Annotated in this window: 23 protein-coding genes; 8 read left to right on the top strand and 15 right to left on the bottom strand. The window is 62.8% G+C overall.

The window, feature by feature from the left end:
- Nucleotides 1-2: 2 nt before the first annotated feature.
- From NKI46_RS23710 to NKI46_RS23700, 3 genes are read right to left on the bottom strand one after another with little or no spacing between them, the layout of a single operon-like run.
- A complete protein-coding gene (locus NKI46_RS23710) occupies nt 3-887 on the bottom strand; it encodes a DMT family transporter (protein WP_352459412.1) in 885 nt (294 codons plus the stop codon).
- Nucleotides 884-1,492 carry a class I SAM-dependent DNA methyltransferase gene (locus tag NKI46_RS23705; protein ID WP_023694158.1) on the bottom strand — a complete coding sequence of 203 codons (609 nt, stop codon included), beginning with the start codon at nt 1,490-1,492 and terminating at the stop codon, nt 884-886. The genes NKI46_RS23710 and NKI46_RS23705 overlap by 4 nt, the downstream gene beginning before the upstream one ends.
- A gap of 28 nt (nt 1,493-1,520) precedes the next feature.
- On the bottom strand, nt 1,521-1,694 hold the full coding sequence (locus tag NKI46_RS23700; protein ID WP_023669054.1) for a hypothetical protein: 174 nt from the start codon (nt 1,692-1,694) through the stop codon (nt 1,521-1,523).
- Between the two features lie 104 nt (nt 1,695-1,798).
- Here NKI46_RS23700 and NKI46_RS23695 point away from each other — a divergent pair, with 104 nt between their 5' ends.
- Nucleotides 1,799-2,758 (top strand): LysR family transcriptional regulator, encoded by a 960-nt coding sequence (locus NKI46_RS23695; protein ID WP_352459413.1) that lies wholly within the window; start codon nt 1,799-1,801, stop codon nt 2,756-2,758.
- Here NKI46_RS23695 and NKI46_RS23690 read toward each other — a convergent pair.
- The 6 genes from NKI46_RS23690 to NKI46_RS23665 all read right to left on the bottom strand — a co-directional run bounded on the left by NKI46_RS23690 (nt 2,748) and on the right by NKI46_RS23665 (nt 6,842).
- Nucleotides 2,748-3,254, bottom strand: a complete 507-nt coding sequence (locus NKI46_RS23690) for a DUF2314 domain-containing protein (protein ID WP_023711464.1) — start codon at nt 3,252-3,254, stop codon at nt 2,748-2,750. The genes NKI46_RS23695 and NKI46_RS23690 overlap by 11 nt on opposite strands.
- Nucleotides 3,255-3,406: 152 nt before the next feature.
- Nucleotides 3,407-4,471, bottom strand: a complete 1,065-nt coding sequence (locus tag NKI46_RS23685) for a glycoside hydrolase family 25 protein (protein WP_352459414.1) — start codon at nt 4,469-4,471, stop codon at nt 3,407-3,409.
- 156 nt (nt 4,472-4,627) lie between these two features.
- Nucleotides 4,628-4,819: a hypothetical protein gene (locus tag NKI46_RS23680; RefSeq protein WP_023669058.1), complete on the bottom strand. Its 192-nt coding sequence runs from the start codon at nt 4,817-4,819 to the stop codon at nt 4,628-4,630.
- A 116-nt stretch (nt 4,820-4,935) separates the two neighbouring features.
- Nucleotides 4,936-5,334: a GFA family protein gene (locus tag NKI46_RS23675; protein ID WP_352650351.1), complete on the bottom strand. Its 399-nt coding sequence runs from the start codon at nt 5,332-5,334 to the stop codon at nt 4,936-4,938.
- 187 nt (nt 5,335-5,521) lie between these two features.
- A complete protein-coding gene (locus tag NKI46_RS23670; protein ID WP_352748157.1) occupies nt 5,522-6,478 on the bottom strand; it encodes an alpha/beta fold hydrolase in 957 nt (318 codons plus the stop codon).
- Nucleotides 6,479-6,593: 115 nt separating this feature from the next.
- Nucleotides 6,594-6,842 (bottom strand): ParB N-terminal domain-containing protein, encoded by a 249-nt coding sequence (locus tag NKI46_RS23665; protein ID WP_008875526.1) that lies wholly within the window; start codon nt 6,840-6,842, stop codon nt 6,594-6,596.
- 169 nt (nt 6,843-7,011) lie between these two features.
- Here NKI46_RS23665 and NKI46_RS23660 point away from each other — a divergent pair, with 169 nt between their 5' ends.
- From NKI46_RS23660 to NKI46_RS23640, 5 genes are all read left to right on the top strand, one after another.
- Nucleotides 7,012-8,643, top strand: coding sequence for a N,N-dimethylformamidase beta subunit family domain-containing protein (locus NKI46_RS23660; protein WP_352748154.1), 1,632 nt, complete (start codon nt 7,012-7,014; stop codon nt 8,641-8,643).
- Between the two features lies 1 nt (nt 8,644).
- Nucleotides 8,645-10,018 carry an aminotransferase family protein gene (locus tag NKI46_RS23655; RefSeq protein ID WP_023834156.1) on the top strand — a complete coding sequence of 458 codons (1,374 nt, stop codon included), beginning with the start codon at nt 8,645-8,647 and terminating at the stop codon, nt 10,016-10,018.
- A gap of 10 nt (nt 10,019-10,028) precedes the next feature.
- Nucleotides 10,029-10,958, top strand: a complete 930-nt coding sequence (kce, locus tag NKI46_RS23650; protein WP_023739367.1) for a 3,5-dioxohexanoate:acetyl-CoA acetone transferase — start codon at nt 10,029-10,031, stop codon at nt 10,956-10,958.
- Nucleotides 10,959-11,162: 204 nt separating this feature from the next.
- Nucleotides 11,163-11,675: a GNAT family N-acetyltransferase gene (locus tag NKI46_RS23645; protein WP_352748151.1), complete on the top strand. Its 513-nt coding sequence runs from the start codon at nt 11,163-11,165 to the stop codon at nt 11,673-11,675.
- Nucleotides 11,672-12,700, top strand: coding sequence for a histone deacetylase family protein (locus NKI46_RS23640; RefSeq protein ID WP_023739369.1), 1,029 nt, complete (start codon nt 11,672-11,674; stop codon nt 12,698-12,700). The genes NKI46_RS23645 and NKI46_RS23640 overlap by 4 nt, the downstream gene beginning before the upstream one ends.
- 4 nt (nt 12,701-12,704) lie before the next feature.
- Here NKI46_RS23640 and NKI46_RS23635 read toward each other — a convergent pair whose 3' ends face one another.
- The 3 genes from NKI46_RS23635 to NKI46_RS23625 form a co-directional block, all read right to left on the bottom strand.
- Complete coding sequence (locus NKI46_RS23635; RefSeq protein ID WP_023739370.1) at nt 12,705-13,967, bottom strand: cysteine desulfurase-like protein; 1,263 nt, start codon at nt 13,965-13,967, stop codon at nt 12,705-12,707.
- Nucleotides 13,968-14,018: 51 nt separating this feature from the next.
- Nucleotides 14,019-15,086 carry an aldo/keto reductase gene (locus NKI46_RS23630; RefSeq protein WP_352748147.1) on the bottom strand — a complete coding sequence of 356 codons (1,068 nt, stop codon included), beginning with the start codon at nt 15,084-15,086 and terminating at the stop codon, nt 14,019-14,021.
- Between the two features lie 119 nt (nt 15,087-15,205).
- Entirely contained in the window at nt 15,206-15,673 is a 468-nt protein-coding gene (locus NKI46_RS23625; protein WP_023684909.1) for a hypothetical protein, read from the bottom strand.
- A 400-nt stretch (nt 15,674-16,073) separates the two neighbouring features.
- Here NKI46_RS23625 and NKI46_RS23620 point away from each other — a divergent pair, with 400 nt between their 5' ends.
- Nucleotides 16,074-16,238 (top strand): hypothetical protein, encoded by a 165-nt coding sequence (locus tag NKI46_RS23620; RefSeq protein ID WP_023706483.1) that lies wholly within the window; start codon nt 16,074-16,076, stop codon nt 16,236-16,238.
- A gap of 58 nt (nt 16,239-16,296) precedes the next feature.
- Here the strand turns inward: NKI46_RS23620 and NKI46_RS23615 are convergent, their stop codons facing one another.
- Complete coding sequence (locus NKI46_RS23615) at nt 16,297-16,803, bottom strand: DUF1993 domain-containing protein (RefSeq protein ID WP_023700840.1); 507 nt, start codon at nt 16,801-16,803, stop codon at nt 16,297-16,299.
- A gap of 124 nt (nt 16,804-16,927) precedes the next feature.
- On the opposite strand from NKI46_RS23615, the gene NKI46_RS23610 reads away from it, so the two are divergent.
- Nucleotides 16,928-17,986, top strand: coding sequence for a DUF1176 domain-containing protein (locus tag NKI46_RS23610; RefSeq protein WP_023739374.1), 1,059 nt, complete (start codon nt 16,928-16,930; stop codon nt 17,984-17,986).
- A gap of 36 nt (nt 17,987-18,022) precedes the next feature.
- Here NKI46_RS23610 and NKI46_RS23605 read toward each other — a convergent pair whose 3' ends face one another.
- A complete protein-coding gene (locus NKI46_RS23605) occupies nt 18,023-19,228 on the bottom strand; it encodes an epoxide hydrolase family protein (RefSeq protein ID WP_245260454.1) in 1,206 nt (401 codons plus the stop codon).
- A gap of 74 nt (nt 19,229-19,302) precedes the next feature.
- Complete coding sequence (locus NKI46_RS23600) at nt 19,303-20,160, bottom strand: alpha/beta hydrolase (RefSeq protein WP_352748237.1); 858 nt, start codon at nt 20,158-20,160, stop codon at nt 19,303-19,305.
- Between the last annotated feature and the right edge of the window lie 130 nt (nt 20,161-20,290).

Genomic DNA, 20,290 nt, shown 5'->3' with positions numbered 1-20,290 from the left:
GGTCAACTTGCCGAGGTCGCGGACACGGACGGTTCTGGCGGAGCGCGCCACGTGCCGAGATATGATCCGCACAGGATGAGCGCGAAGGCCGCGACAATGCCGATATCGAGCGGCTCCGAAAGGACGAGCACGCCGGCTGCCACGGAGACGGCGGGCGCCACATAAGTGATGACGACCGCCCGTTCGGGGCCGATCTCCCGCACCAGCAGGAAATAGGTGGCGAAGGCAATCGCCGTGCAAAACACGCCAAGACCGAGGATTGCGCCAACCACCGTTGTCGACGGCATGGCCGCCGGCCAGGCCAACGCCGCCGGCACGGCGTAGATCAGCGCGGCCCCTGCCAGACAGACTGCCGTCAGCGAGGTTGCCGGCACATCGTTCAGCCAGCGCGACGCGATGATCGAACCCGAGGCATAGCAGGCTGCGGCCATGAGAATCTCGACGACCGCGAGAAATCCGCCACCCAAGGTCGGCAGCGCCAGCACAAAGACACCGGCAAAACCGAGGAAAAGGCCGGTCCAGCGGCGTATCCCCGGCCGCTCATCCGAACCCATCAGCTTGGAGAGCGCGACGGTTACGGCCGGCGTCATGGCAATCAGCAGCCCGGCGGTGGAACTGTCGATGCTGACTTCGCCATGGGTGATCAGCCCCCATGGCAGGATCATCTCGACCAGACAGAATGCGGCGACCGCCCGCCAATGTGTCTTCAGCCATCCGAAACTGCGCTGGACAAGGACGAAGGGCAGCAGCGCCAGGGCGCCGACGGCTGTTCGGGCAAAGACCAGGAAGGGCACCGACACCTCGGCACCTGCCAGCTTGATCAACAAATAGGGAATGCCCCACAGGAGGCTGAGCAGCACGAACAAAAACAGTCCGCGGCGCGTCATGACGGCCTCACAGCCAGAAAGGTGGTCCACTCTTCGCGATCGCGGCCGACGTTGAATTCGTCTCCGACAAGGACCAGCCCGGCGTTTTCGAGGCGGGCCGCGAAGTCGTCCCTGCGCCAGTAGACCGTATGATATTCGCCGCTCTTCTCGCCATCGCCAATGCGCATCGAGACGAGGAAGGCGCCGCCCGGCCGCAGCGACCCGGCAATCTTGGCAAGCACCTGGTCGGCCTGCTCGCGCGGCACGTGGATCAGGACGCACAATGCGAGCACCGCGTCGTAGGGGCCGCCGAGATCGTCGGTGATGAGATCGAGAAACTCACCATGCTTGCCGCGTGCGGCCTGCAACTCGAGAAACCGCTTCGTTGCGTCTGTGCGCCGAACCTGGACACCGAGCCCTTCGACGAAGTCCGCATCGTATCCGGGTCCCGAACCGACTTCCAGAATCCGGCCACCTTTGCCGGCGATCTTCACCAGGCGCTTCAGCCATTTCTGTTCTCTTTGGTTCGGAACGTGCCGCACCAGAGCGTCGTAGCGTTCGGCATAGTCCTCATAGGCGTTGATCGTTTGTCGGCTCTTCGCCAGATCCTCGGATAACACAGTCATCTTTCCCTCCCCTGGTCAAAGAGCTTGCTTAGCCAATGGTGCCGGGAGGCACGCGTCCGTCAAGCATACCGATATCCCTGAGGAAATGATCCGACAGCGAGCGGCGGTCGAGCAGGCCGCGCTTGCGAGGCCTGAACGGCGCGGTGAAGAGGTCGAGCACCGGGCGGCGAAGCGTGTTGTAGAGAGCGATGGTGGTGGTCATTGCCGTATCCTCCAGGGTTTGATCCGATGAATGCAGCATGCCGTTTTCCGGGCTTGGTTTCCAATCGAACGTCGCGTAGTATGCATCAGCGGGATTGATGCGTCATGAGCTGGGAACTACCACCATTAGGAGCCATCAGGGTCTTTGAAGCCGCGGCCCGGCTGGGCAGTTTCACCAAGGCAGCCGAAGAACTCGGCATGACCCAATCAGCTGCCAGCTATCAGATAAAGGTGCTGGAAGAACGTGCCGGAACGCCGCTTTTCATAAGAAAAACAAGGCAGATCGCGCTGACCGAGGCCGGACAGCAGCTGGCGCCGCACGCAACAGGCGCGTTCTCGACCCTGGCCGACGCATGGGTCGCCACCAAGGGTGGAGCGACCGGCGTGCTGTCGGTGACGACCATGGAAACCTTCGCATCGAACTGGCTGGCCGTATGGCTTGGAACATTCCAGCTGATGCATCCCGACCTTGCCGTGAAGGTGAACACATCGCACGGGCTGGTCGATTTCACGCGCGGCGACATGGATGTCGGCATTCGCACCGGCAGTGGAAATTGGCCGGGCCTGACGGCTCACTATCTGTTCAAGGCGGACTATACGCCGATGCTCAGCCCGAGACTCGCCGAAAGCGTCGGCGGCATCCACCGCCCTGAGGATCTCTACCAACTGCCGCTATGCTGTGCCGACGATCCCTGGTGGGAAATCTGGTTCAAGGCTGCCGGCGTGCCGTTCGAGCCCGATCGCGTCATCGCTGGCCCGAAACTGGGTACGCAGGCCTATGATGCGATGGCGGCGCTGACCGACAAGGGCGCCGCGATCCTGACCAAAAACCTTTACAGCGCCCTGTTGGAAAAGGGCCAGTTGATACAGCCATTCGGCGTGCTTGGATCGGACGGCGACGGCTATTGGCTGGTGCATCTGGAGAGCCGCCGCAACGCGCCCAAAATCAAGGTGTTTCGCGACTGGGTGCTGGCGCAGACGGCAGAGATACGCGAACGCGAAAAGCGCGACAGCCCTCTAGGCACCGCGATAAAACTCGCCCCCGCCTCAACCCTCAGTCCTTGAAGGTCAACCCGTATCTTGCAACCTGTTCCTTCGGCATATCCGCAAGCGCCTGGCGCGTGGTGTAGCCACCATAGATCACCTTGCCGTTCTTGATCATCCAGTCCTCGACGTCGGCCTCGGTCACCGTCATCCTGTCGCCCATCTTGTACTTGTTGCCATTGACCGGGACGTCGGCGAGCAGGCCGATATAGGAGCCGTCGCTGTAGCCGACCAGCTGCAGCCAGATATGCTCGGTGGCGCCGTTCTGGGTCAGCGGGAATTTTACCGTGTAGGTGCCGGGTGTGCCGGCGTCCATCAGTTCGTGGAAGCGCTTGAGGGTCGAGCGGCCGCTGTCCTTGGCGGCCTGCATCGCATTGTCCTCGGTGGAATAGGACACGACGTTCTGCTTCGACTCGGCCAGCGAAGTGCCACTTCCGCCCGGCATGTGGCCGAGCGAGCTGAAAAACCCGTAGCCGACAGCGGCGGCAAGAGCGACAGCCACAACTGGATTGCGCATGGACCCCTCCGAAACCCGATCACGGGCACGTTACCGGAAGGCTGTTGCGATACCGCTAAAGGACACAGTGAGCGGATCGTTAGCGAGACGCTGAAAATTCAACCCAAGGCGCAGCGGCAGGCAGCGCAGGCGCACCGGCACCGGCCTGACGTTCAGTCGGCGTCGGCGACGGTCGTCTGCCCGCCTGCCCATGCCCGCCAGGCGCGCTCGTCGCCATGGAAGACGTTGAGGTCGATGCGGCCGGTCACGCCGTGCGACAGGCCGGAGCCGGAGTACTGCCAGAACAGCCATTTGCGGCCGGGATAGACTTTTGAGGGATGCCGCGCCACGGCGCGCAGCCAGAACGGATAATCGAGAAACGCACCCTTGAGATTGTCGCGATAGAAATCCGGTGCGGTGTAGATGATGGGCCGCTGGCCGTAATGGCGCTCCAGCTTGTCCATGAACACCTTCATCTTTTCCAGCACGGTGGCCCGCGACGGCCGCCGCTTGCAGGAAGATTCGCCGTTCCACTCGACATCGATTACCGGTGGCAGCGCGCCTTCGACCCTCGGCACATTGCGGATGAACCAGTCGGCCTGCTCGCCCGCGGTGCGGCACCAGTAGAAGAAATGATAGGCGCCGCGCTTCAGCCCGGCGGCGTCGGCATTGCGCCAGTTCTTCATGAACATCGGGTCGAGATGGTCGCCGCCATCGGTCGCCTTGATATAGGCGAAGTTGGCGCCCTGGGCGCGCAGCTTGCCCCAGTTGACATTGCCCTGCCAGCGCGAGACGTCGACGCCGTGGACGGCAAGGTAGCGTGGCGAAGCCTTGCCGAAATTGATCGGCTTGGCGTCGCGAAAACCGTAGCGGGTGACCGGCGAGGCCAGCATGGCCGGCGCAGCGCGCGTCAACCGCTTCGGCGCAGACATCAGAGCGGCGGGCTCGAGCTGTGGTCTGGTGCTCCCCTGCGGCGTGCCCGCGACGATGGCCTCTTCTTCCTCGACCATGGAAAAGGGCGGCGCATTGTCGGCCACAGCGTTGTCGGCCACCATGTCGGACCGCATCGGCGCGAGGTCGGCGGTCTCCGCCGGAGCCGCTGTGACCGGCGCGCTCGGACGCACTACCGAACTGGTCGTCTCGTTCGACGGCTGCAACCCATCGACGCCCGCTGTGGACGAACAGCCGGCAAGCCACAGCGATGCCAACACGAAACTGACGACGCCTGAAATCCGCATCTGGACCTGTACGCAAAACACAACAGACCGAAGGCAAACAGACGCCGCCGGACAAACCGGCCTCGATTACTAACGAGAAATTACCAACAAAGTTTGAATCAAGTTGTTAGGAATTGGCCCTCTTGTCTTCTCCCCCTGTGGGAGAAGGGGAAGCCCTTACCTTCCCAGCCATTGCTGCATGCAGCTTTTGGCCACCACATGCGCCGGTGGCACGGCGTCGGCGGCCGGGCGGCGGGCACGTTCGAGCAGCAGGCGAACCTGTTCGGGGCGCACGCGGTCACGCTCCATCACGAGGAGGACCATCGGATCGCTCAAAAGCTCGTCCAGAGTGCTGATTCTGTCGCTCATCGGTCGTCTCCTCGATACCGGCCCGCAGACGACAGATAGGCAGGCAATCATGGCCCGCCAATGACGCTTTGCCGGCTATGTCGTGGTTTCGGGATTAATTTCCGGTAAGGCCGGCGTCAGTTCGGAGGCGGCGCGCCTTCATGGTGCGGCAGGCCGTCATCGAGCTGCAGCCAGGGCTGCTTCGAGGCGGTCCACATATGCATTTCCGGCTTGAACAGCGAGGGATCGTCGAGCGAGCCGGTGGTGATGCCGACGATGCCGGCGGAGTCGCGTCGGGAAAACAGCGTGGTGCCGCAAGCGGCGCAAAAGCCGCGCTTGAGGTCCGGAGAGGTGTTGACCGTCGCCACCTCTCCCTCGACCGTGACATCGTCGATGCGAAACAAAAGGCGGGCGTTGAACGCCGCGCCTATGACCTTCTGGCAGCGCCGGCAGTGGCAGACGCGCTGGTTAAGCGGCGCCGCCTCGGAGCCGTAGCGCACTGCCCCGCAATGGCATCCGCCCTGGTATTTCGTCATCATTCGAACCCATCGCACTGAAGGTCTCTTGATGATATCGACAGGTACCTTCCGGTCAATTGAAAAGCCCTGATGGCGCCATCGATTGCGCCGATAGGACCAATGGCTGCGCCAAGGCTCCGTAGCTTCGCAGGCACAAAAAAGCCGACCGCCTCTTCGAGACGGCCGGCATGTATTTTCAGGCAAGCTATTTCGTTTCGCTGAGGACTTCGTCCCAGGTCTTCACCTTGGTTTCGCCATTGAGGAAGGGCAGTGCCGCGGCCGTCAGTTCCGGTGCGAAGAAGACGTCGTAGTGAGTGCGGTTGGGAATGATGGCCAGCCGGTTCTGCGACAGGTTCTCACGCATCCAGCCGGCATCCTTCAGCCCGCCGCCGAGCATCTGGTAGAACTTGATCTCGTGCTCGGGCTTGTACATGTCGCTGTCGCCATAGGCCAGCATGACTGGCATCTTCAGCTTCGCCACATCGGCGGAATAGTCGTAATCCTCGCGCATGAAATTGCCCAGCGCATCGAGCAGTTTGGGGAAATCGTCGGGACGTGGGGCGACGGCGACGTAGGATTTGTACATCGGCGTGTCCTTCATGAAATCGGCGGCGGCCGCGCTCACCTGCGCCTGCTGGCCGCGCATCTCGTCATAGAAGCCATTGGCGGCGAAGCCGGTCGAGACCAGGACCAGACGTCTCACCGTCTCGGGATGCTGAACGGCCATGCGGAAGGCGACGCCGCCGCCCAGCGAATAGCCAAGCACGTCGACCTTGTCATAGCCGAGCGCCTTGACGATACCAGCCATGTCGTCGCCCATCCCCTCCAGGCTGAAGGGTCGCTCGCCGAGCGCGGTGCGGCCATGGCCCTGCAGGTCGACGGCAATGATGGTGCGGTTTTCCGCCAGTCTAGGCAGCAACGGCGCGAACATGTCGGACGTGCCAAGGCCGCCATGCAGCAGAAGCAGCGGTTCGCCCTTGCCGTAGACGGCATAGTAGTAATTCAGGCCGTCGATCGGCAGCAGGCCGGACTTTTCCGGCTTCGGCATGGCTGTTGCTTCGGTGGTCATGGCGGGCTTGGTCTCCTCTGCATTGGCTGGGCCGGGCGCTGCAAACAAGGCAGCGACCGAGGCAAGAATGGCGAAATAGATTCGTCTGGACATGTCGGTCTCCTCAGGTTCCCCCCAAGGACGAGCGAGCACGCCGCGTGCCGACATGCCCTGCGAAAAAATCCGCGGAAGAATGATCGGTTTGGCTGTTGTCGATCGGTCGCGCGCCTCAGTGGCGCTTGGCTTGCACCAGATAGGCGTCGATCTCGGTCTCGCCGAGCCATTTGGCGGCTTCCAGCCGGTGCAGGCCCTCGACCAGGATGTGGCGCTTGCCGTCATGGCGAACCTGGATCGGCGTCTTCATGCCGTTTTCCAGTATGTCTTCGGCCAGGTGCCGGACCGTTTCGGGATGAAGCGTCTTCTTGCGCGCCGTCGGCACGTAGATGTCATCGACCTTGACCTTCTGCACTCTCAGCATACCGGCTCCCGAGGCGGAAAATGCCGCCTCGCCTGAGATAGTCGGTTTGCCAGGTGCGGCCAAGAGCGGCCAAGCAATTGTGTCGTATGCAATTGCTGGCCCGATCGTTTCCATTTGACGCTTGGCCGGCAGATGGCCGAAATGGCGGCCTGTCACTTTTCCGGTGTTCATGACCCAACTGCCGACCGAATTTCCCGATTTCGGACTGACGCCCGACCAGCGCCGCGAGGCAGTGCGCGGCCATTACTATGAATGGCCGGGAATGGACGGCGAGCGCGGCGAGATCTGGTGTTATTCCAACCGCTTTTCCTACCGCGCCGGCGAGACCGTGACGCTGCATGTCAGTTCGACAGTGCCGCGCTTCAGCATTGTCATTGTCCGCGACGGCGGCAGCGAGACAAAAGTCTTCGAGCAAACGGGGCTTTCGGCGCGCTGGCAGGATACGCCCGACCAGTGCTCGGTCGAAGGCTGCGGCTGGGAGGCGTCTTTCGAATTTCGCATCGGCAACGATTGGCCATCCGGCGCCTATCGGCTGACGCTGACGGCGGACGGGCGCGAGCCCATCCATTGCCATCACCTCATCATCGTCGCGCCCCTGCCCGGCAAAAAGCCCGGTCGCGTGCTGCAGGTGTCGGCGACGGGCACCTGGCTGTCCTACAACACCTGGGGCGGCTCCAACGCCTATCAGGGCATCACCGGCCCGGGCCGCGACCAATATGCGCGCATGGTGTCGACCCAGCGGCCCTGGTGCCGCGGCTTCGTGGTGCTGCCCAAGGATGCGCCGCGCGTGCCGCTGGAGGTTGCGGTGCCGCCGAAAACAGTGCCGCGCTATCCGCACATGGAATGGGCGTACGCCACCGGACATTCGAAGAAATACACCTCCTCCGGCTGGGCGAGCTATGACAGCCACTTCTTCCGCTTTGCCGAGCGCGCCGGCTATGGCGTCGATCTCGCCAGCCAGCACGATTTGCACTTCTCGCCCGAAATCCTCGATGGTTATGACTGTGTGGTCTTCGTCGGCCATGACGAGTACTGGACCTGGGAGATGCGGGACGCCGTCGACAGCTACGTCGAGCGCGGCGGCCATGCGGCGCGCTTTGCCGGCAATTTCATGTGGCAGACAAGGCTCGAGGACGAAGGCCGCCGGCAGGTCTGTTACAAATACCGCGCGCGGGCCGAAGACCCGGCCTATGGCGGCGACGTCACCCGCGCCACCAACTCCTGGGAAGCGCCGGAGATCGGCCGTCCCGGCGCTCTGACCTTCGGCCTTAACGCAACGAGGGGCGTCTATGCCGGCTGGGGCGGATGCGCACCGCGCGGCGTGCGCGGCTTTCCGGTCTATCGGCCCGAGCACTGGGCCTTTGCCGGCACCGGCATGTACTATGGCGACCTGCTCGGCGCCGACAGCCATGTCTATGGCTATGAGGTCGACGGGCTCGATTTCGAGATCCGCGGCGGCCTGCCCTATCCGACACCGGACAGCGGTGCGCCTGACGGGCTGCAGGTGCTGGCCGTCGGCATGGCGAGCCAGGTCGAGGAAAGCGCCGACATCCCGATCGAGGACCAGTTTCTCACCGACGAGGATGGCCGCTTTACGGCCGAAACGCTGTTTGGCGAGGCGACCGACGCCAATCTGGAAAAGGTCAAACGCGGCAACGGCATGATCGTCAATTTCCCGCGCGGCAAGGGCGAGGTTTTCCACGCCGGAAGCTGCGAATGGGTGGCCGGCCTGCTCAGGCAGGATCCGATGGTCGAGCGCGTGACCAGGAATGTAATCGATCGCTACCTCGGAAAGTCCTGACATGCAGAAGCCCTCATCAACTGGTTCAGAAACGCGCGCGCCATCGCACCTGTTCTACCTCTCCAGCCTGCGCCGGCCGCTGATCGACCGCGCCGAAGGCATCTATATGTGGACGCAGGACGGCCGCCGCTTCATCGACGGATCGAGCGGGCCGATGGTCGCCAATATCGGCCATTCCAACCGCAACGTGCTCGACGCCATGAAGCGGCAGATGGACCGCGCCACCTTCGCCTACCGGCTGCATTTCGAGAACGAACCGGCGGAAGAACTGGCGCGGGAACTCGCCGGCAAACTGCCGGAGGGCATGGACCGAATCTTCTTCGTCTCCGGCGGTTCGGAGGCGACGGAATCCTGCATCAAGCTGGCGCGGCAATGGGCGGTCGCGACCGGCCAGCCGAAGCGCTGGAAGGTTATCACGCGTTTTCCCTCCTATCATGGCGGCACGCTGGGTTCGCTTTCGATAACCGGCGACGATGCGCTGGCCGAAACGTTCACACCGATGATGCGGGTGATGCCGACCGTGCCGGCGCCGACGGCATGGCGCGACCGCGACAATCTTTCGATGGAGCAGCGCGGCGTCCGCTATGCCGACATGCTGGAGGAGAAGATCCAGGCCGAGGGTCCGGACAGCGTGCTCGCCTTCATCATGGAGCCGATCGGCGGTGCGGCGACTTCGGCCCTCGTCGCACCGGACAGCTATTATCCGCGTATAGGCGAGATCTGCGACCGCTACGGCATCCTGCTCATCCATGATGAAGTGATGAGCGGCGCCGGCCGCACCGGAAAATTCCTTGGCGGCGACCATTGGAACTGCAAGCCCGACATCGTCGCGCTGTCGAAGGGGCTTGGCTCCGGCTATGCGCCGCTCGGCGCGCTGGCCGCCCCGATGCGGCTGGTCGAGCCGCTGCTGGCGTCGGGCGGCTTCCAGCATGGCCACACCTATGCTGGCAATCCGCTCGCCTGCGCGGCCGGGCTCGCCGTGCTCGGCGAGATGGACCGCCTCGACCTGATCGCCAATGCCGCCGCGATGGGCGACGTGCTGATGGACGGGCTGAAAGGGCTGGCGAAGCGTTTTCCGTTCATCGCCGATGTCCGAGGCAAAGGCCTGCTCACCGGCGCCGAGATGGTTGCCGATCCCGAAACTCTACGGCCGATCGAACAGGGCAAGAAAGCCACGCAGCGCCTGCTCGACCTCGCCTACGAGCGCGGGCTGATCATCTACGGCCGCAGGGTCAAGGGCGGTGTCGACGGCGACAATTTCATGGTGGCGCCGCCGATGATCGTCACGGCTGAAGAGGTCGGCGAGATCATTTCCATCATCGGCGATTCGCTGGAAGTTCTGGCCGCCGAACTCGACCTGCCGGTCGAAGGCTGAGGGCTAAAGAATGGCGCCGAGGAAAGTCATCATCACCTGCGCGGTCACTGGCTCGGTGCACACCCCGTCCATGTCGCCCTATCTGCCGGTTACGCCGGACCAGATCGCGACCGACGCCATCGCGGCGGCCGAGGCTGGCGCCTCAATCCTGCATCTCCACGCCCGCGATCCCAAAGACGGCCGGCCGACCGCCGATCCTGAGGTGTTCATGCAGTTCCTGCCGCGCATCAAGCAAGCGACCGATGCGGTGATCAACATCACCACCGGCGGTTCGTCGCTGATGACGCTCGACCAGCGGCTGGCGGCACCACTGCGGGCCGAGCCGGAAATGTGCTCGCTCAACATGGGCTCGATGAATTTCGCGCTGTTCCCGATGCTCGACAAGCCAAGGGAGTGGCAGCACGAGTGGGAACCAAAGCTGCTCGAAGCCACGCGCGACACCATCTTCAAGAACACCTTTGCCGATATGGAAGGCGTGCTCGAAAAGCTCGGCAAGGGCTGCGGCACGCGCTTTGAGTTCGAATGCTACGATGTCGGCCATCTCTATTCGCTGGCGCATTTTCGCGACCGCGGGCTGGTGTCGGGGCCGCTGTTCATCCAGTTCGTGATCGGCATTCTCGGCGGCATCGGCGCCGATCCCGACAATCTCATCCATATGAAGCGCATCGCCGACAAGCTGTTCGGCGACAGCTACCAGTTCTCGGTCCTGGCAGCAGGCCGCAACCAGATGCCATTGATCTCGATCGCGGCGGCGATGGGCGGCAATGTCCGCGTCGGGCTGGAGGACAGTCTCTATGATGGCCGCCAGCTGGCGAAATCCAATGCCGATCAGGTGCGCAGGATACGTGGCATTCTCGATGGCCTGTCGCTGGAGGTGGCCACACCGGCGGAGGCGCGGGAGATGCTGGCGCTGAAGGGTGGGGACCGGGTGGCGTTTTGAGATGATTGAGATGGCGGCGCCCAGTCGCACCCCCCTCTGTCCTGCCGGACATCTCCCCCTCAAGGGGGGAGATTGGATGTCGCCACGGCCTTCGCAAACTTCCAAAGTTGCAGGATGGACGGCAGCGCAGAAACTGCTGATCTCCCCCCTTGAGGGGGAGATGGCCGGCAGGCCGGAGGGGGGTGCCTTGGCATCATACCTCCAGTGACTGCCTCGCCTAAAGTCACCCTCCGCTCCGGCACCATCGACGACGTCGACACCATCCACGCCGCGTTGCTCAAGCTTGGCACCCAAATCGGCGCGCATCAGGAGATCACGTCCACCGCAGGCGATCTCCGCCGCTACGGCTTTGGCGACAAACCCGCCTTCTCCACCCTGATCGCCGAGATCGGCGGCGATTTTGCGGGGCTCTGCCTGCATTTCCCGATCTTCTCGACATGGATGGGGCGGCCCGGCGTCTATATCCAGGACCTCTATGTCGAGGACCGGTTTCGCGGCCGCAAGATCGGCGAAAGACTGCTGCGCCGGGTCGCGCGCGACTGCCGCCGGGATGGCGGCGCCTATCTCAGGCTGTCCGTCGACACCGACAATGACGGCGCCAAGGCTTTTTATGAGCGGCTGGGCATCGCCTGGTCGAGCTACGAGCAGACGCAGAAGATTGTTGGCGATGCCTTTTTCGCCTTTGCCGATGCAGCGCAGGATGGGGACGCGGAATGAAAGCCTTCTTTGCCGAGGAGCAGAAACGCCACGACCCGAAGGCCTTTCTGTCCAGCGGTGCGCCGCAGCCCAATCCCGAACAGCCGGAGCGGGTAGAGCGATTGTTAGCCGGCGCAAAATCCGCCGGATTGATGATCGAGCGGCCCAGGGAACATGGCCTAGGCCCGGTGGCGGCCGTGCATACGCCGGAGTATCTCGCCTTCCTCGAACACATTTTTGCGCGCTGGCAGCGCATCGAGGGCGCATCCGCGGAAGTCATGCCCAACATCCATCCACTGGCCCGCACAGGGTCCTATCCGGCCTCGGCGGTCGGCCAGGCCGGCTACCACATGGCCGACACCGCTTGCCCGATCTCCGCCGAAACCTGGCAAAGCGCGCTGTGGAGCGCCTGGAGTGCAGTCGAGGCAGCCGAAGCGGTGATATCGGGCGCGCCTGCCGCTTATGCGCTCTGCCGGCCGCCCGGCCACCACGCCTTTGCCGATGTCGCCGGTGGCTTCTGCTTCATCAACAATTCGGCGGTCGCAGCCCAGGTGTTGCGCAAGCAGGCGGCGCGGGTGGCGATCCTCGATGTCGACCTGCATCACGGCAACGGCACGCAAGGCATCTTTTATACGCGTTCCGACGTCCTGACGGTGTCGCTGCACGCCGATCCGGTGCGCTTCTATCCGTTCTTCTGGGGCCATGCCGATGAGCGCGGCGAAGGTCCGGGCCTCGGCTATAATTTCAACCTGCCATTGCCGCGCAAATCAGCCGACGCGGCGTTTCTGGAGGCCCTCGAAGTGGCGTTCCAGCGTATCCGCGCCTTTTCGCCGGACGCGCTGGTCGTGGCGCTCGGTCTCGATCCGTTCGAGGGCGATCCGTTCGGCGGGCTTTCGGTGACCACGCCCGGTTTCTCGCGGATCGGCGAGGCAATTGCCAAGCTCGGCCTGCCGACGGTTATCGTCCAGGAAGGCGGCTATCTTTGCGACGCGCTCGGCGACAATCTCACGGCGTTCCTCACCGGTTTCGGCGGCAAACAGCGATAGCTGACTAGCGCTGCTGCATCAGCATGGCGATCACCCGGTGCACGCTTTCCAACGTCTCGTCGATCTCTGCCGCCGTGTTGTAGTGCGCAATACCGATGCGCACGACGCCCTGCTCGGCCGGAATGCCGAGATGGTGGACGATCTCCCAGGCGTAGTTGTGACCCGACCATAGAAAAATGTTCTCGGCATTCATCTGCCGCACGATCGTCTCTGGCACGATGCCGTCGACGGTGAAGGACACGGTCGGCACGCGCTCAATGACACGCTTCTGATCGGTGATGCCGCGGATGGTCAGGCCCTCAATGGCGGACAGCCCATCGATCAGCCTCAGCGCCAGCGGGTTTTCGTAGGCGATCGACACTTCGTATGCCTTTGCGATCTTTTGCCTTCGCGAACCGCCCTCGCCGGCCGCAGCACCGAGTTCGGCGAAGTAATCGACCGCTGCGGTAAGCCCGGCCATCAGTTCGATCTGCGGCGTGCCGAGTTCGAAGCGCTCCGGCAGGCCATTGGAAGAGCAACGGCATTTGTAGGGTTGCAGCGCATCGATGATGTCGCGGCGTCCCCACAATATGCCCATATGCGGGCCGAAAAATTTGTAGGCCGAGCAGATCAGGAAGTCGCAGCCGAGATCCTGCACGTCGACCAGCCCGTGCGGCGCGAACTGGACGGCATCGACATAGACCAGCGCCCCGGCCTGTTTGGCAATTCGCGTCAGCGCCTTGACCCGGTTGATCGAGCCGGTGAGGTTCGAGGCATAGTTCAGCGCCACGAGCCGAGTCTTGTCGGTGAGCAGAGCGCTGAGCGCCGCCTCCTCGACCTGCCAGCTCTTTTCGTCGAAGGGCAGGAAGCGCACGACGAGGCCAAGATCTTCGGCCAGCTGCAGCCAGGGCGAGACGTTGCCCTCATGATCCATGCGGGTGACGATGATCTCGTCGCCCGGCTTGAAGCCGCGGCCGAGCGTGCGCGACATGTGATAGGTCAGCGTCGTCATGTTGGCGCCGATGATTATTTCCTCCGCGCTCGCTGCACCCAGGAAATCGGCCATCGCCGCATGGGCGTCGTCGAACACCTTTTGCGCGGCAAGCGTGGTTTCGAAATAGCCGCCGAGATTGGCGTTGGTGGTGAGGAGGCAGCGCGCCACCGCGTCGGCAACCGCTTGCGGCACCTGCGTGCCGGCCGGATTGTCGAGATAGATGCGCCGGCGGCCCTTGTCGGTCAGGTCCAGCGCCGGAAATTTTCCCCTGACGGTCTCGATCGGAAAATCCATGGCTGTCCCTTCCCCTTGTCTTTGCTCGGCAATTCCGGCCAAATGGTCTGCTTATGGGCACGGATTGCCGACGCGCTGGTGGATCGCATCCACGCCCTTCTGCATCTCGTCGGTCCAGGTCACGTCGGCTGACGACAGCGCCATCTCAAGCTGGGCAATCGTCGTCGCGCCGATGATGCTGGAAGTGACGAAAGGCCGGCTGGCGATATAGGCGTTGGCAAACAGCGCCGGTTCAAGGCCGAAGGAGCGCGCCAGTTTAGTGTATGCGAGCTGCGCCTCCGCCGCATTTGGCGTCTCGTAGCGCTGGCCGCGGTTGAACAGCTGCGAGCGCGAACCCTGCGGCCGTGCGCCATGGTCGTATTTGCCGGTGAGATAGCCCTGCGCCAGCGGCGAATAGGCGAGAAAGCCGACATCCTCGCGTTCGCAGGCCTCGGCGAGGTTCACCTCGAACGTGCGGTTGACCAGATTGTAGGCGTTCTGCAGCGAAACGACGCGCGGGCCGACGCCCTTGTCGGCCTCGGCGATGAAGCGCATGACGCCCCAGGAGCTTTCGTTCGACAGGCCGAGATGGCGGATCTTTCCCGCCTTCACGAGTTCCTCGAAGACGGCGAGTGTCTCGGCGATCGGCGTCTCGCCGGCCGGCGCGCCAACGGCGTCGGCACGGCGCGGCACAGCACCCACGCGGGTCGGATTGGCGCCCCAGGGAATGTCACGTTCCGGCCAATGGATCTGATAGAGATCAAGATAGTCGGTGCCGAGCTTGGCCAGCGATTTGTCGATGGCGTCAAAGATGTCGGCGCGCACCAGCTTCGACGGACGGCCGCCGCGGAACCAGCTGTTGGCGGTGCGGCCGACCACTTTCGAGGCCAGGATGACCTTGTCGCGGTTGCCGTTGGCCTTCATCCAGCTGCCGATGAACTTCTCCGTCCGTCCTTGAGTCTCCTCTTTGGGCGGGATCGGGTAGAGCTCGGCGGTGTCGATGAAATTCACACCGCGCTCAAAGGCCAGATCCATCTGCGCATGGCCTTCGGCCTCGGTGTTCTGCTCGCCCCAGGTCATCGACCCCAGGCAGATCTGGGTAACAAGAAGATCGGTCCGACCGAGACGGCGTTTGTGCATGGGGTTTCTCCGCCGGGAGGTTTGCGCGGACAGCGCGGGAAGGAAGCCGCATGTATAGGGAAAGCGGCGCCGCTCTCCAACCCTCAGGGAACCCGACTTTTGCGTGAACCCTGGAAAAGTCAGCGCCGGACGCCGGCCAGCGCGCGCCGCTTGGCCTCATCGATCAGCATATTGGCCACCTGCATGCGGATCATGGCGCGCTGGCGCAGATGCGGCGCGACGCGGTCGGGGTGGTTGGCGAAGGCGAAGCTGCGGCGCATGCGGCCGAGATCGGCGTTCTTGACGGGATGATCGAGGCCGAGCTCGACGGCGATCGCGTCAGGGTCGATCGGCGGCAGCTTTTCCTCGGGCTTTGCCTCCTCGCCGGCCAGCGCCAGCTTGGCCTGGTCGAGAAGGGCTGCGAATTCGGCGGCAAGATCGGACCCCGCTTCGCGATACTCGGCCGTGAAGGTTTCGCCGGAGACCTTGATGCGGCCGGAATGAAGCTCGTCGGCCACGGAGAGATAGTCGAACGGGATCGACGGCCGCGCGCCTGTCTCCCCGCCAGCCTCGTCCTTGTCGGAGGCGACGAACAGATCGTCGAGCAAGGAAGCGAAATCCCGCTTGGCGCCGATGTCAGCCTCCCCCTCGTTTTGCGCATGCGAACAGAGCCGGTCGCACCATAGAACCGGCTCGTTAAAAATGAATGCCGATGATCTTAACCAGTTTAGGCGTTCGCCGGGCTTGCGCGACCGGTTGATGGTGCAGCTCAACAAAAAGCCGGACTGCATTTGCATGCAGTCCGGAAATTCGCCAGGAGTGGCGAGGAAAAGCCGGCCATGTGCCAGCGTCTATGCATACGGTGGGGATGCGCCACAAGTTTCAGCGCACGCGGCAATTGTGCCGAAAAAAATTCGCTTGGAATGGCTGCCATGCAAATGCTGCACTGCACAATCTTCACAATTTTCCTATACTCGGCGCCGTGGAGGATCAACAAGGGGCCGAATCATGGGGTTCTTCACTGAAATGTTTGCCCGTCCGCGTCCGCAGGAGCATCTGCGTTATCGTTCCGCACTGGCGTTGCTGCATTCGATGAGCAATGCCGACCGCGCCGACATCGGCATCAAGCCGGCCGACTTCCCGCGCATAGCCCGCGAAATGTCCGTGCGCTGAACCAGCGCGAGACGAGGTTTCCCGGCAGCGACCGGGAAACCTCGGAATGCCGAATTCGTCAACGATTCCCGAGATAGGCACCCTTGGTCAGCGGCACGCCATTGTGGCGCAGGATGTCGTAAGCCGTGGTCACGTGGAAATAGAAGTTGGGCATGGCGACATGCAGCAAATACTGCATGCCGGGCATCGAAGCCTCGCGCTGGCCAAATTTCAGTTCGACCACCCTGTCATCCGAGCCATCGAATTCGGCGGCCGAGAACGACGCCAAAAGCTCGAGCGTCTTGGCAAGGCGCGCCTGAAGCTCGGCGAAGGTCGCTTCATTGTCTTCGTATTTCGGCACCTCGCGACGGGCCAGCCGTGATGGCGCGCCCTTGGCGTGGTCGGTGGCGACCTGCACCTGCCTGACCAGCGCGTACATGTCGGGCGCCAACCTCGCGGTCAAAAACACCTGCGGGTCGATCTTGCGCTCGGTTGCATTCTGTTCGGCCGCCGACAGCACGCCGGACAGCGCCTTCAGCCTGGCCGAAAACACTGGCACCGAGGCTTCATACATCGATAGTGTCACGTTCAAATCTCCATTGCGGCTGAAGCGCCGACGGCGGGACGTAGCGCCTTCCTGGAGGATTTTTCAAGCGTCACCACGTCGCCGCAATCGATGTGATAGAATCCTGTCGTGGTGGAGATCCCCGATGAGACTTGTCTTTCTGGCAGCGACCGCTTTTTTCTCCCTTGCTGTATCCAGCCAAGCTTTGTTGGCCGATGATGACCCGGCGACCGATGACCAGGCACCTTATGTCGACGACAGGTCGGATGCCGCAGCCGTCATTCGCTCGCTCTACAGCGCCATCAACCGGCACGAATTCGCCCGCGCCTGGGCTTACTACGGCGATACCAAGCCGGCAAAGGATTTTGATACCTTCGTCAAGGGCTATGACGGCACCTACAAGGTCGACGTCGAAACCGGCGCCATTTCCGATGAAGGTGCGGCCGGCAGCATCTATTACAGCGTTCCTGTCGCCATCCGCGCCACCGACAAGGACGGCAATGAAGCGGTCTTCGCCGGCTGCTACACGCTGCGCCAGGTCAGCGCTCAGATCCAGGCCCCGCCGTTCCGACCGATCTTTATCGACAAGGGCGCGCTGAAGCCGTCCAAGGCCGATTTCGAGGAGGCGCTGCCGCCAAGCTGTGGTGACGGGCCGCCGCCGCCGAAGAAGGACACCGCACTCGAGCACGTGAAGAAACTGTTCGCCGCCGATTATGGCGATCAGTGTGACAAGCAGTTTCTCGGCGAGGAGCCGAACATCTTTTCGATCAAATACAAGGCAAAGGACGCGGCTGCCAGCGATCCCGACAAGGAAACGCGGCTTTTCGAGTTCTACTGCCAAGCGGCAGCCTATAACGCAAGTTCGGTCTACTACATGACCGACGAAGTATCGGGCGTGCGGCAGTTGCAGTTCACCGAGCCCGAAATGGATATCCGTTACGAGAACAATGACAGCGACGGCAAACTGCTGGGCATGGATATCATCGGCTTCCGCACATCCGGCTGGGCGGCCAATTCCGAATATGACGAAGACGCCAAGACGCTGACCACGTTCAACAAATGGCGCGGCATCGGCGACGCCTCGGACAAGGGGATATACCTGTTCCGTAACGGCGATTTTTCCCTCGTCCAATATGATGTGGACGCGTCTTACGATGGCGAGGAGAACCCGCAGACGGTGGTCGACTACAACACCGCGCCGTAGGGGTCTTAGCAGGAACCGCCGCGCTCAAGCAGTCCTTCACATTCGCCTTCTCGTTTCAGGCCGCGAACGCATCGGCCGGAAGAAGGCGCGAATGTCCTCGACCAGAAGACTCGGTTCCTCCAGCGCAGCGAAATGGCCGCCTCGCGGCATCGATGTCCATCGCTGAACGTCAAAGACCCGCGCCACCCAGGATCGAGGCGGCATCGGCAACTCGCGAGGGAAAAGCGCTACCCCAAATGGCGGCGAAACGCGTTCCAGCGTCTCGAACGCAAGAGGGAACAGTCGATTCTCCTTGTAGAGCCGCAAGGACGAGGTGAGCGCGTTGCTGAACCAATAGAGAGAAACATCCGCAAGGAGCGTGTCCATGCCGAAGGTGCGCTCCACGTCACCGTCGCAATCGCTCCAGCTATGGAACTTCTCGATCATCCAGGCTGCGAGACCGATCGGCGAGTCTGTCAGCGCATAAGCAAGCGTCTGAGGCTTCGTGCCCTGCAGATGGGCATAGGCGCCCTCCGTTGCCGTCCAGGCCGCGGCCTTGTCCAGAAAGGCCTGCTCCTCAACGGTGACTGGTGGCAGACCTGCACCCAAGGGTGGCCGATAGCTCCCGGGAATGTAATTGACGTGGACGCCAAGCACGCTTTCGGAATGGAGCCGTGCCATCCAGGCGGAAACGCCCGCGCCGATGTCGCCTCCTTGGGAAGCGAAGCGGTCGTAGCCGAGCCCGCGCATCAACTGTACCCATAATTCTGCGATGCGGCCGGAATGGAAGCCTGTTTCCGTCGGCGCCTGGGAAAAGCCGTATCCGGGCAAAGAGGGAACTACCACGTGGAAAGCGTCGGCCGGGTCACCACCATGGGCAGCTGGGTCTGCCAGCAATGGAATGACGTGTTCCATTTCGATGAACGAGCCGGGCCAGCCATGCGTTATGATCAGCGGCAGCGGCGCCGGTCCGTTGCCTGGCTGGTGGACAAAGTGGACATCTAGGTTGTTCAGCCTCGTCAGATATTGCGGCAGCCGGTTCAGCCGCGCCTCTTGCACTCTCCAGTCGAAGCGGTCTCGCCAGTAATCCGCAAGACGCTTGATGAACGGCAGGTCGGCCCCATCGCTCCAGCCCGCTTCGCTTAGCGGAATTGGCCATCGTGTTGCGCTAAGCCGGCGCTGGAGATCTTCAAGTTGTTCGTTCGGAATTTGGATCTTGAAGGGGTGAGCGTCCATCGCTGTGCTTCCGATCTGTTGGATCATATCAGCCTACACCAGTAAGGATATCGGCCGAACCATGATCGCCAAAACCAACGGGCACCTCTGGGCGATATGCCTCAGGGCGCTTTCGACAGCATCCAGTTCAGCGTTTGGCGCCAGTCGACCATGCGGATCGGCGTGCCATGGGTGCCGGTCTCGAACCGGACGAACCGGGTCGGATAGGCTTTCGAGTTCGCAATGATGGAGCGGAAGAAGGCTTCCTGCTTCTCCACGGGAAAGACCGGGTCCTTGCTGCCCTGGCCGAAGAACACCGGCACATGGCGCCTGTAGGCGGGGCTCGACAGGAAACTGTCATCCCATAGCGAGCCGAGCAGCAGCAGCCCGTTTATGCGCCGTCCCGTATCGTTGCGGCCGGCCAGCTTCCAGCACAGCATGCCGCCCATCGAGCCGCAGGCGACGAAGATTTTCGCGTCCGGCGAAGCCTCGGCATAGTGGCCGATCAGCGCCGCGACCTGGGCCGCGCCCTTGTCGCCGAAATCGGTGAAATCCGGTGAGAGGTAGAGGCCGCCATTGCCGGCCATCAGGTTCTTGATGCGGTTGAAATTGCCGCCGAAGGTGAAGTCATCGACGCCTTGCTTGCGGCTGCCGCCCTGCCCGTGCAGGTAAAGCACGATGATGCCCGCGCCCTCGGTCTTGCCGACAGCGACGTGCCTGACATCGCCGGCATCGGTTTTCAGCATCAAATCCCGCTGCACCTTGCGCACGCCGGTGTCGGTATACTTAGCCTGCACGCGCTTTTCCGGCACTTCGTCGCGGTCGTTGATGTCGCGCATCTCGCGATAGTCGATGACGGTGTAGGCGCCTTTGTCAGACGAAGAGAGCGTCGCCGGATAGGCGAAGAGGTCATCCTTGTAGGGCTTTAGTTCGAGGGCGTCGGCGTGGGCGGTGGAGAACAGGAAAAAGAGCGAAATCAGAAGGCTATGGAGCGCGGCCGCCCCCCCCCGGGGGGGGGGGCCGGGCGGCGGGGCCGGAGGGGGGGGGAAGCGCGGGGGGAGGTAAAAAAAAGCCAAGAAGAAAGCGAGAGAGTTTTTGGGTGGGGTTTTT

The sequence above is a fragment of the Mesorhizobium sp. M0615 genome (assembly GCF_040320805.1).
In the GTDB taxonomy this organism is placed as follows: Bacteria; Pseudomonadota; Alphaproteobacteria; order Rhizobiales; family Rhizobiaceae; genus Mesorhizobium.
The sequence above is the reverse complement of the archived record's forward strand: the minus strand, read 5'-3'. Positions and strand labels throughout refer to the sequence as shown.

Bases quoted from the DNA above. Each gene is read 5' to 3' on its own strand.
- NKI46_RS23710 (WP_352459412.1), bottom strand. From the start codon at position 887: ATGACGCGCCGCGGACTGTTTTTGTTCGTGCTGCTCAGCCTCCTGTGG.
- NKI46_RS23705 (WP_023694158.1), bottom strand. From the start codon at position 1,492: ATGACTGTGTTATCCGAGGATCTGGCGAAGAGCCGACAAACGATCAAC.
- NKI46_RS23700 (WP_023669054.1), bottom strand. From the start codon at position 1,694: ATGACCACCACCATCGCTCTCTACAACACGCTTCGCCGCCCGGTGCTC.
- NKI46_RS23695 (WP_352459413.1), top strand. From the start codon at position 1,799: ATGAGCTGGGAACTACCACCATTAGGAGCCATCAGGGTCTTTGAAGCC.
- NKI46_RS23690 (WP_023711464.1), bottom strand. From the start codon at position 3,254: ATGCGCAATCCAGTTGTGGCTGTCGCTCTTGCCGCCGCTGTCGGCTAC.
- NKI46_RS23685 (WP_352459414.1), bottom strand. From the start codon at position 4,471: ATGCGGATTTCAGGCGTCGTCAGTTTCGTGTTGGCATCGCTGTGGCTT.
- NKI46_RS23680 (WP_023669058.1), bottom strand. From the start codon at position 4,819: ATGAGCGACAGAATCAGCACTCTGGACGAGCTTTTGAGCGATCCGATG.
- NKI46_RS23675 (WP_352650351.1), bottom strand. From the start codon at position 5,334: ATGACGAAATACCAGGGCGGATGCCATTGCGGGGCAGTGCGCTACGGC.
- NKI46_RS23670 (WP_352748157.1), bottom strand. From the start codon at position 6,478: ATGTCCAGACGAATCTATTTCGCCATTCTTGCCTCGGTCGCTGCCTTG.
- NKI46_RS23665 (WP_008875526.1), bottom strand. From the start codon at position 6,842: ATGCTGAGAGTGCAGAAGGTCAAGGTCGATGACATCTACGTGCCGACG.
- NKI46_RS23660 (WP_352748154.1), top strand. From the start codon at position 7,012: ATGACCCAACTGCCGACCGAATTTCCCGATTTCGGACTGACGCCCGAC.
- NKI46_RS23655 (WP_023834156.1), top strand. From the start codon at position 8,645: ATGCAGAAGCCCTCATCAACTGGTTCAGAAACGCGCGCGCCATCGCAC.
- kce (WP_023739367.1), top strand. From the start codon at position 10,029: ATGGCGCCGAGGAAAGTCATCATCACCTGCGCGGTCACTGGCTCGGTG.
- NKI46_RS23640 (WP_023739369.1), top strand. From the start codon at position 11,672: ATGAAAGCCTTCTTTGCCGAGGAGCAGAAACGCCACGACCCGAAGGCC.
- NKI46_RS23635 (WP_023739370.1), bottom strand. From the start codon at position 13,967: ATGGATTTTCCGATCGAGACCGTCAGGGGAAAATTTCCGGCGCTGGAC.
- NKI46_RS23630 (WP_352748147.1), bottom strand. From the start codon at position 15,086: ATGCACAAACGCCGTCTCGGTCGGACCGATCTTCTTGTTACCCAGATC.
- NKI46_RS23620 (WP_023706483.1), top strand. From the start codon at position 16,074: ATGGGGTTCTTCACTGAAATGTTTGCCCGTCCGCGTCCGCAGGAGCAT.
- NKI46_RS23610 (WP_023739374.1), top strand. From the start codon at position 16,928: ATGAGACTTGTCTTTCTGGCAGCGACCGCTTTTTTCTCCCTTGCTGTA.
- NKI46_RS23605 (WP_245260454.1), bottom strand. From the start codon at position 19,228: ATGATCCAACAGATCGGAAGCACAGCGATGGACGCTCACCCCTTCAAG.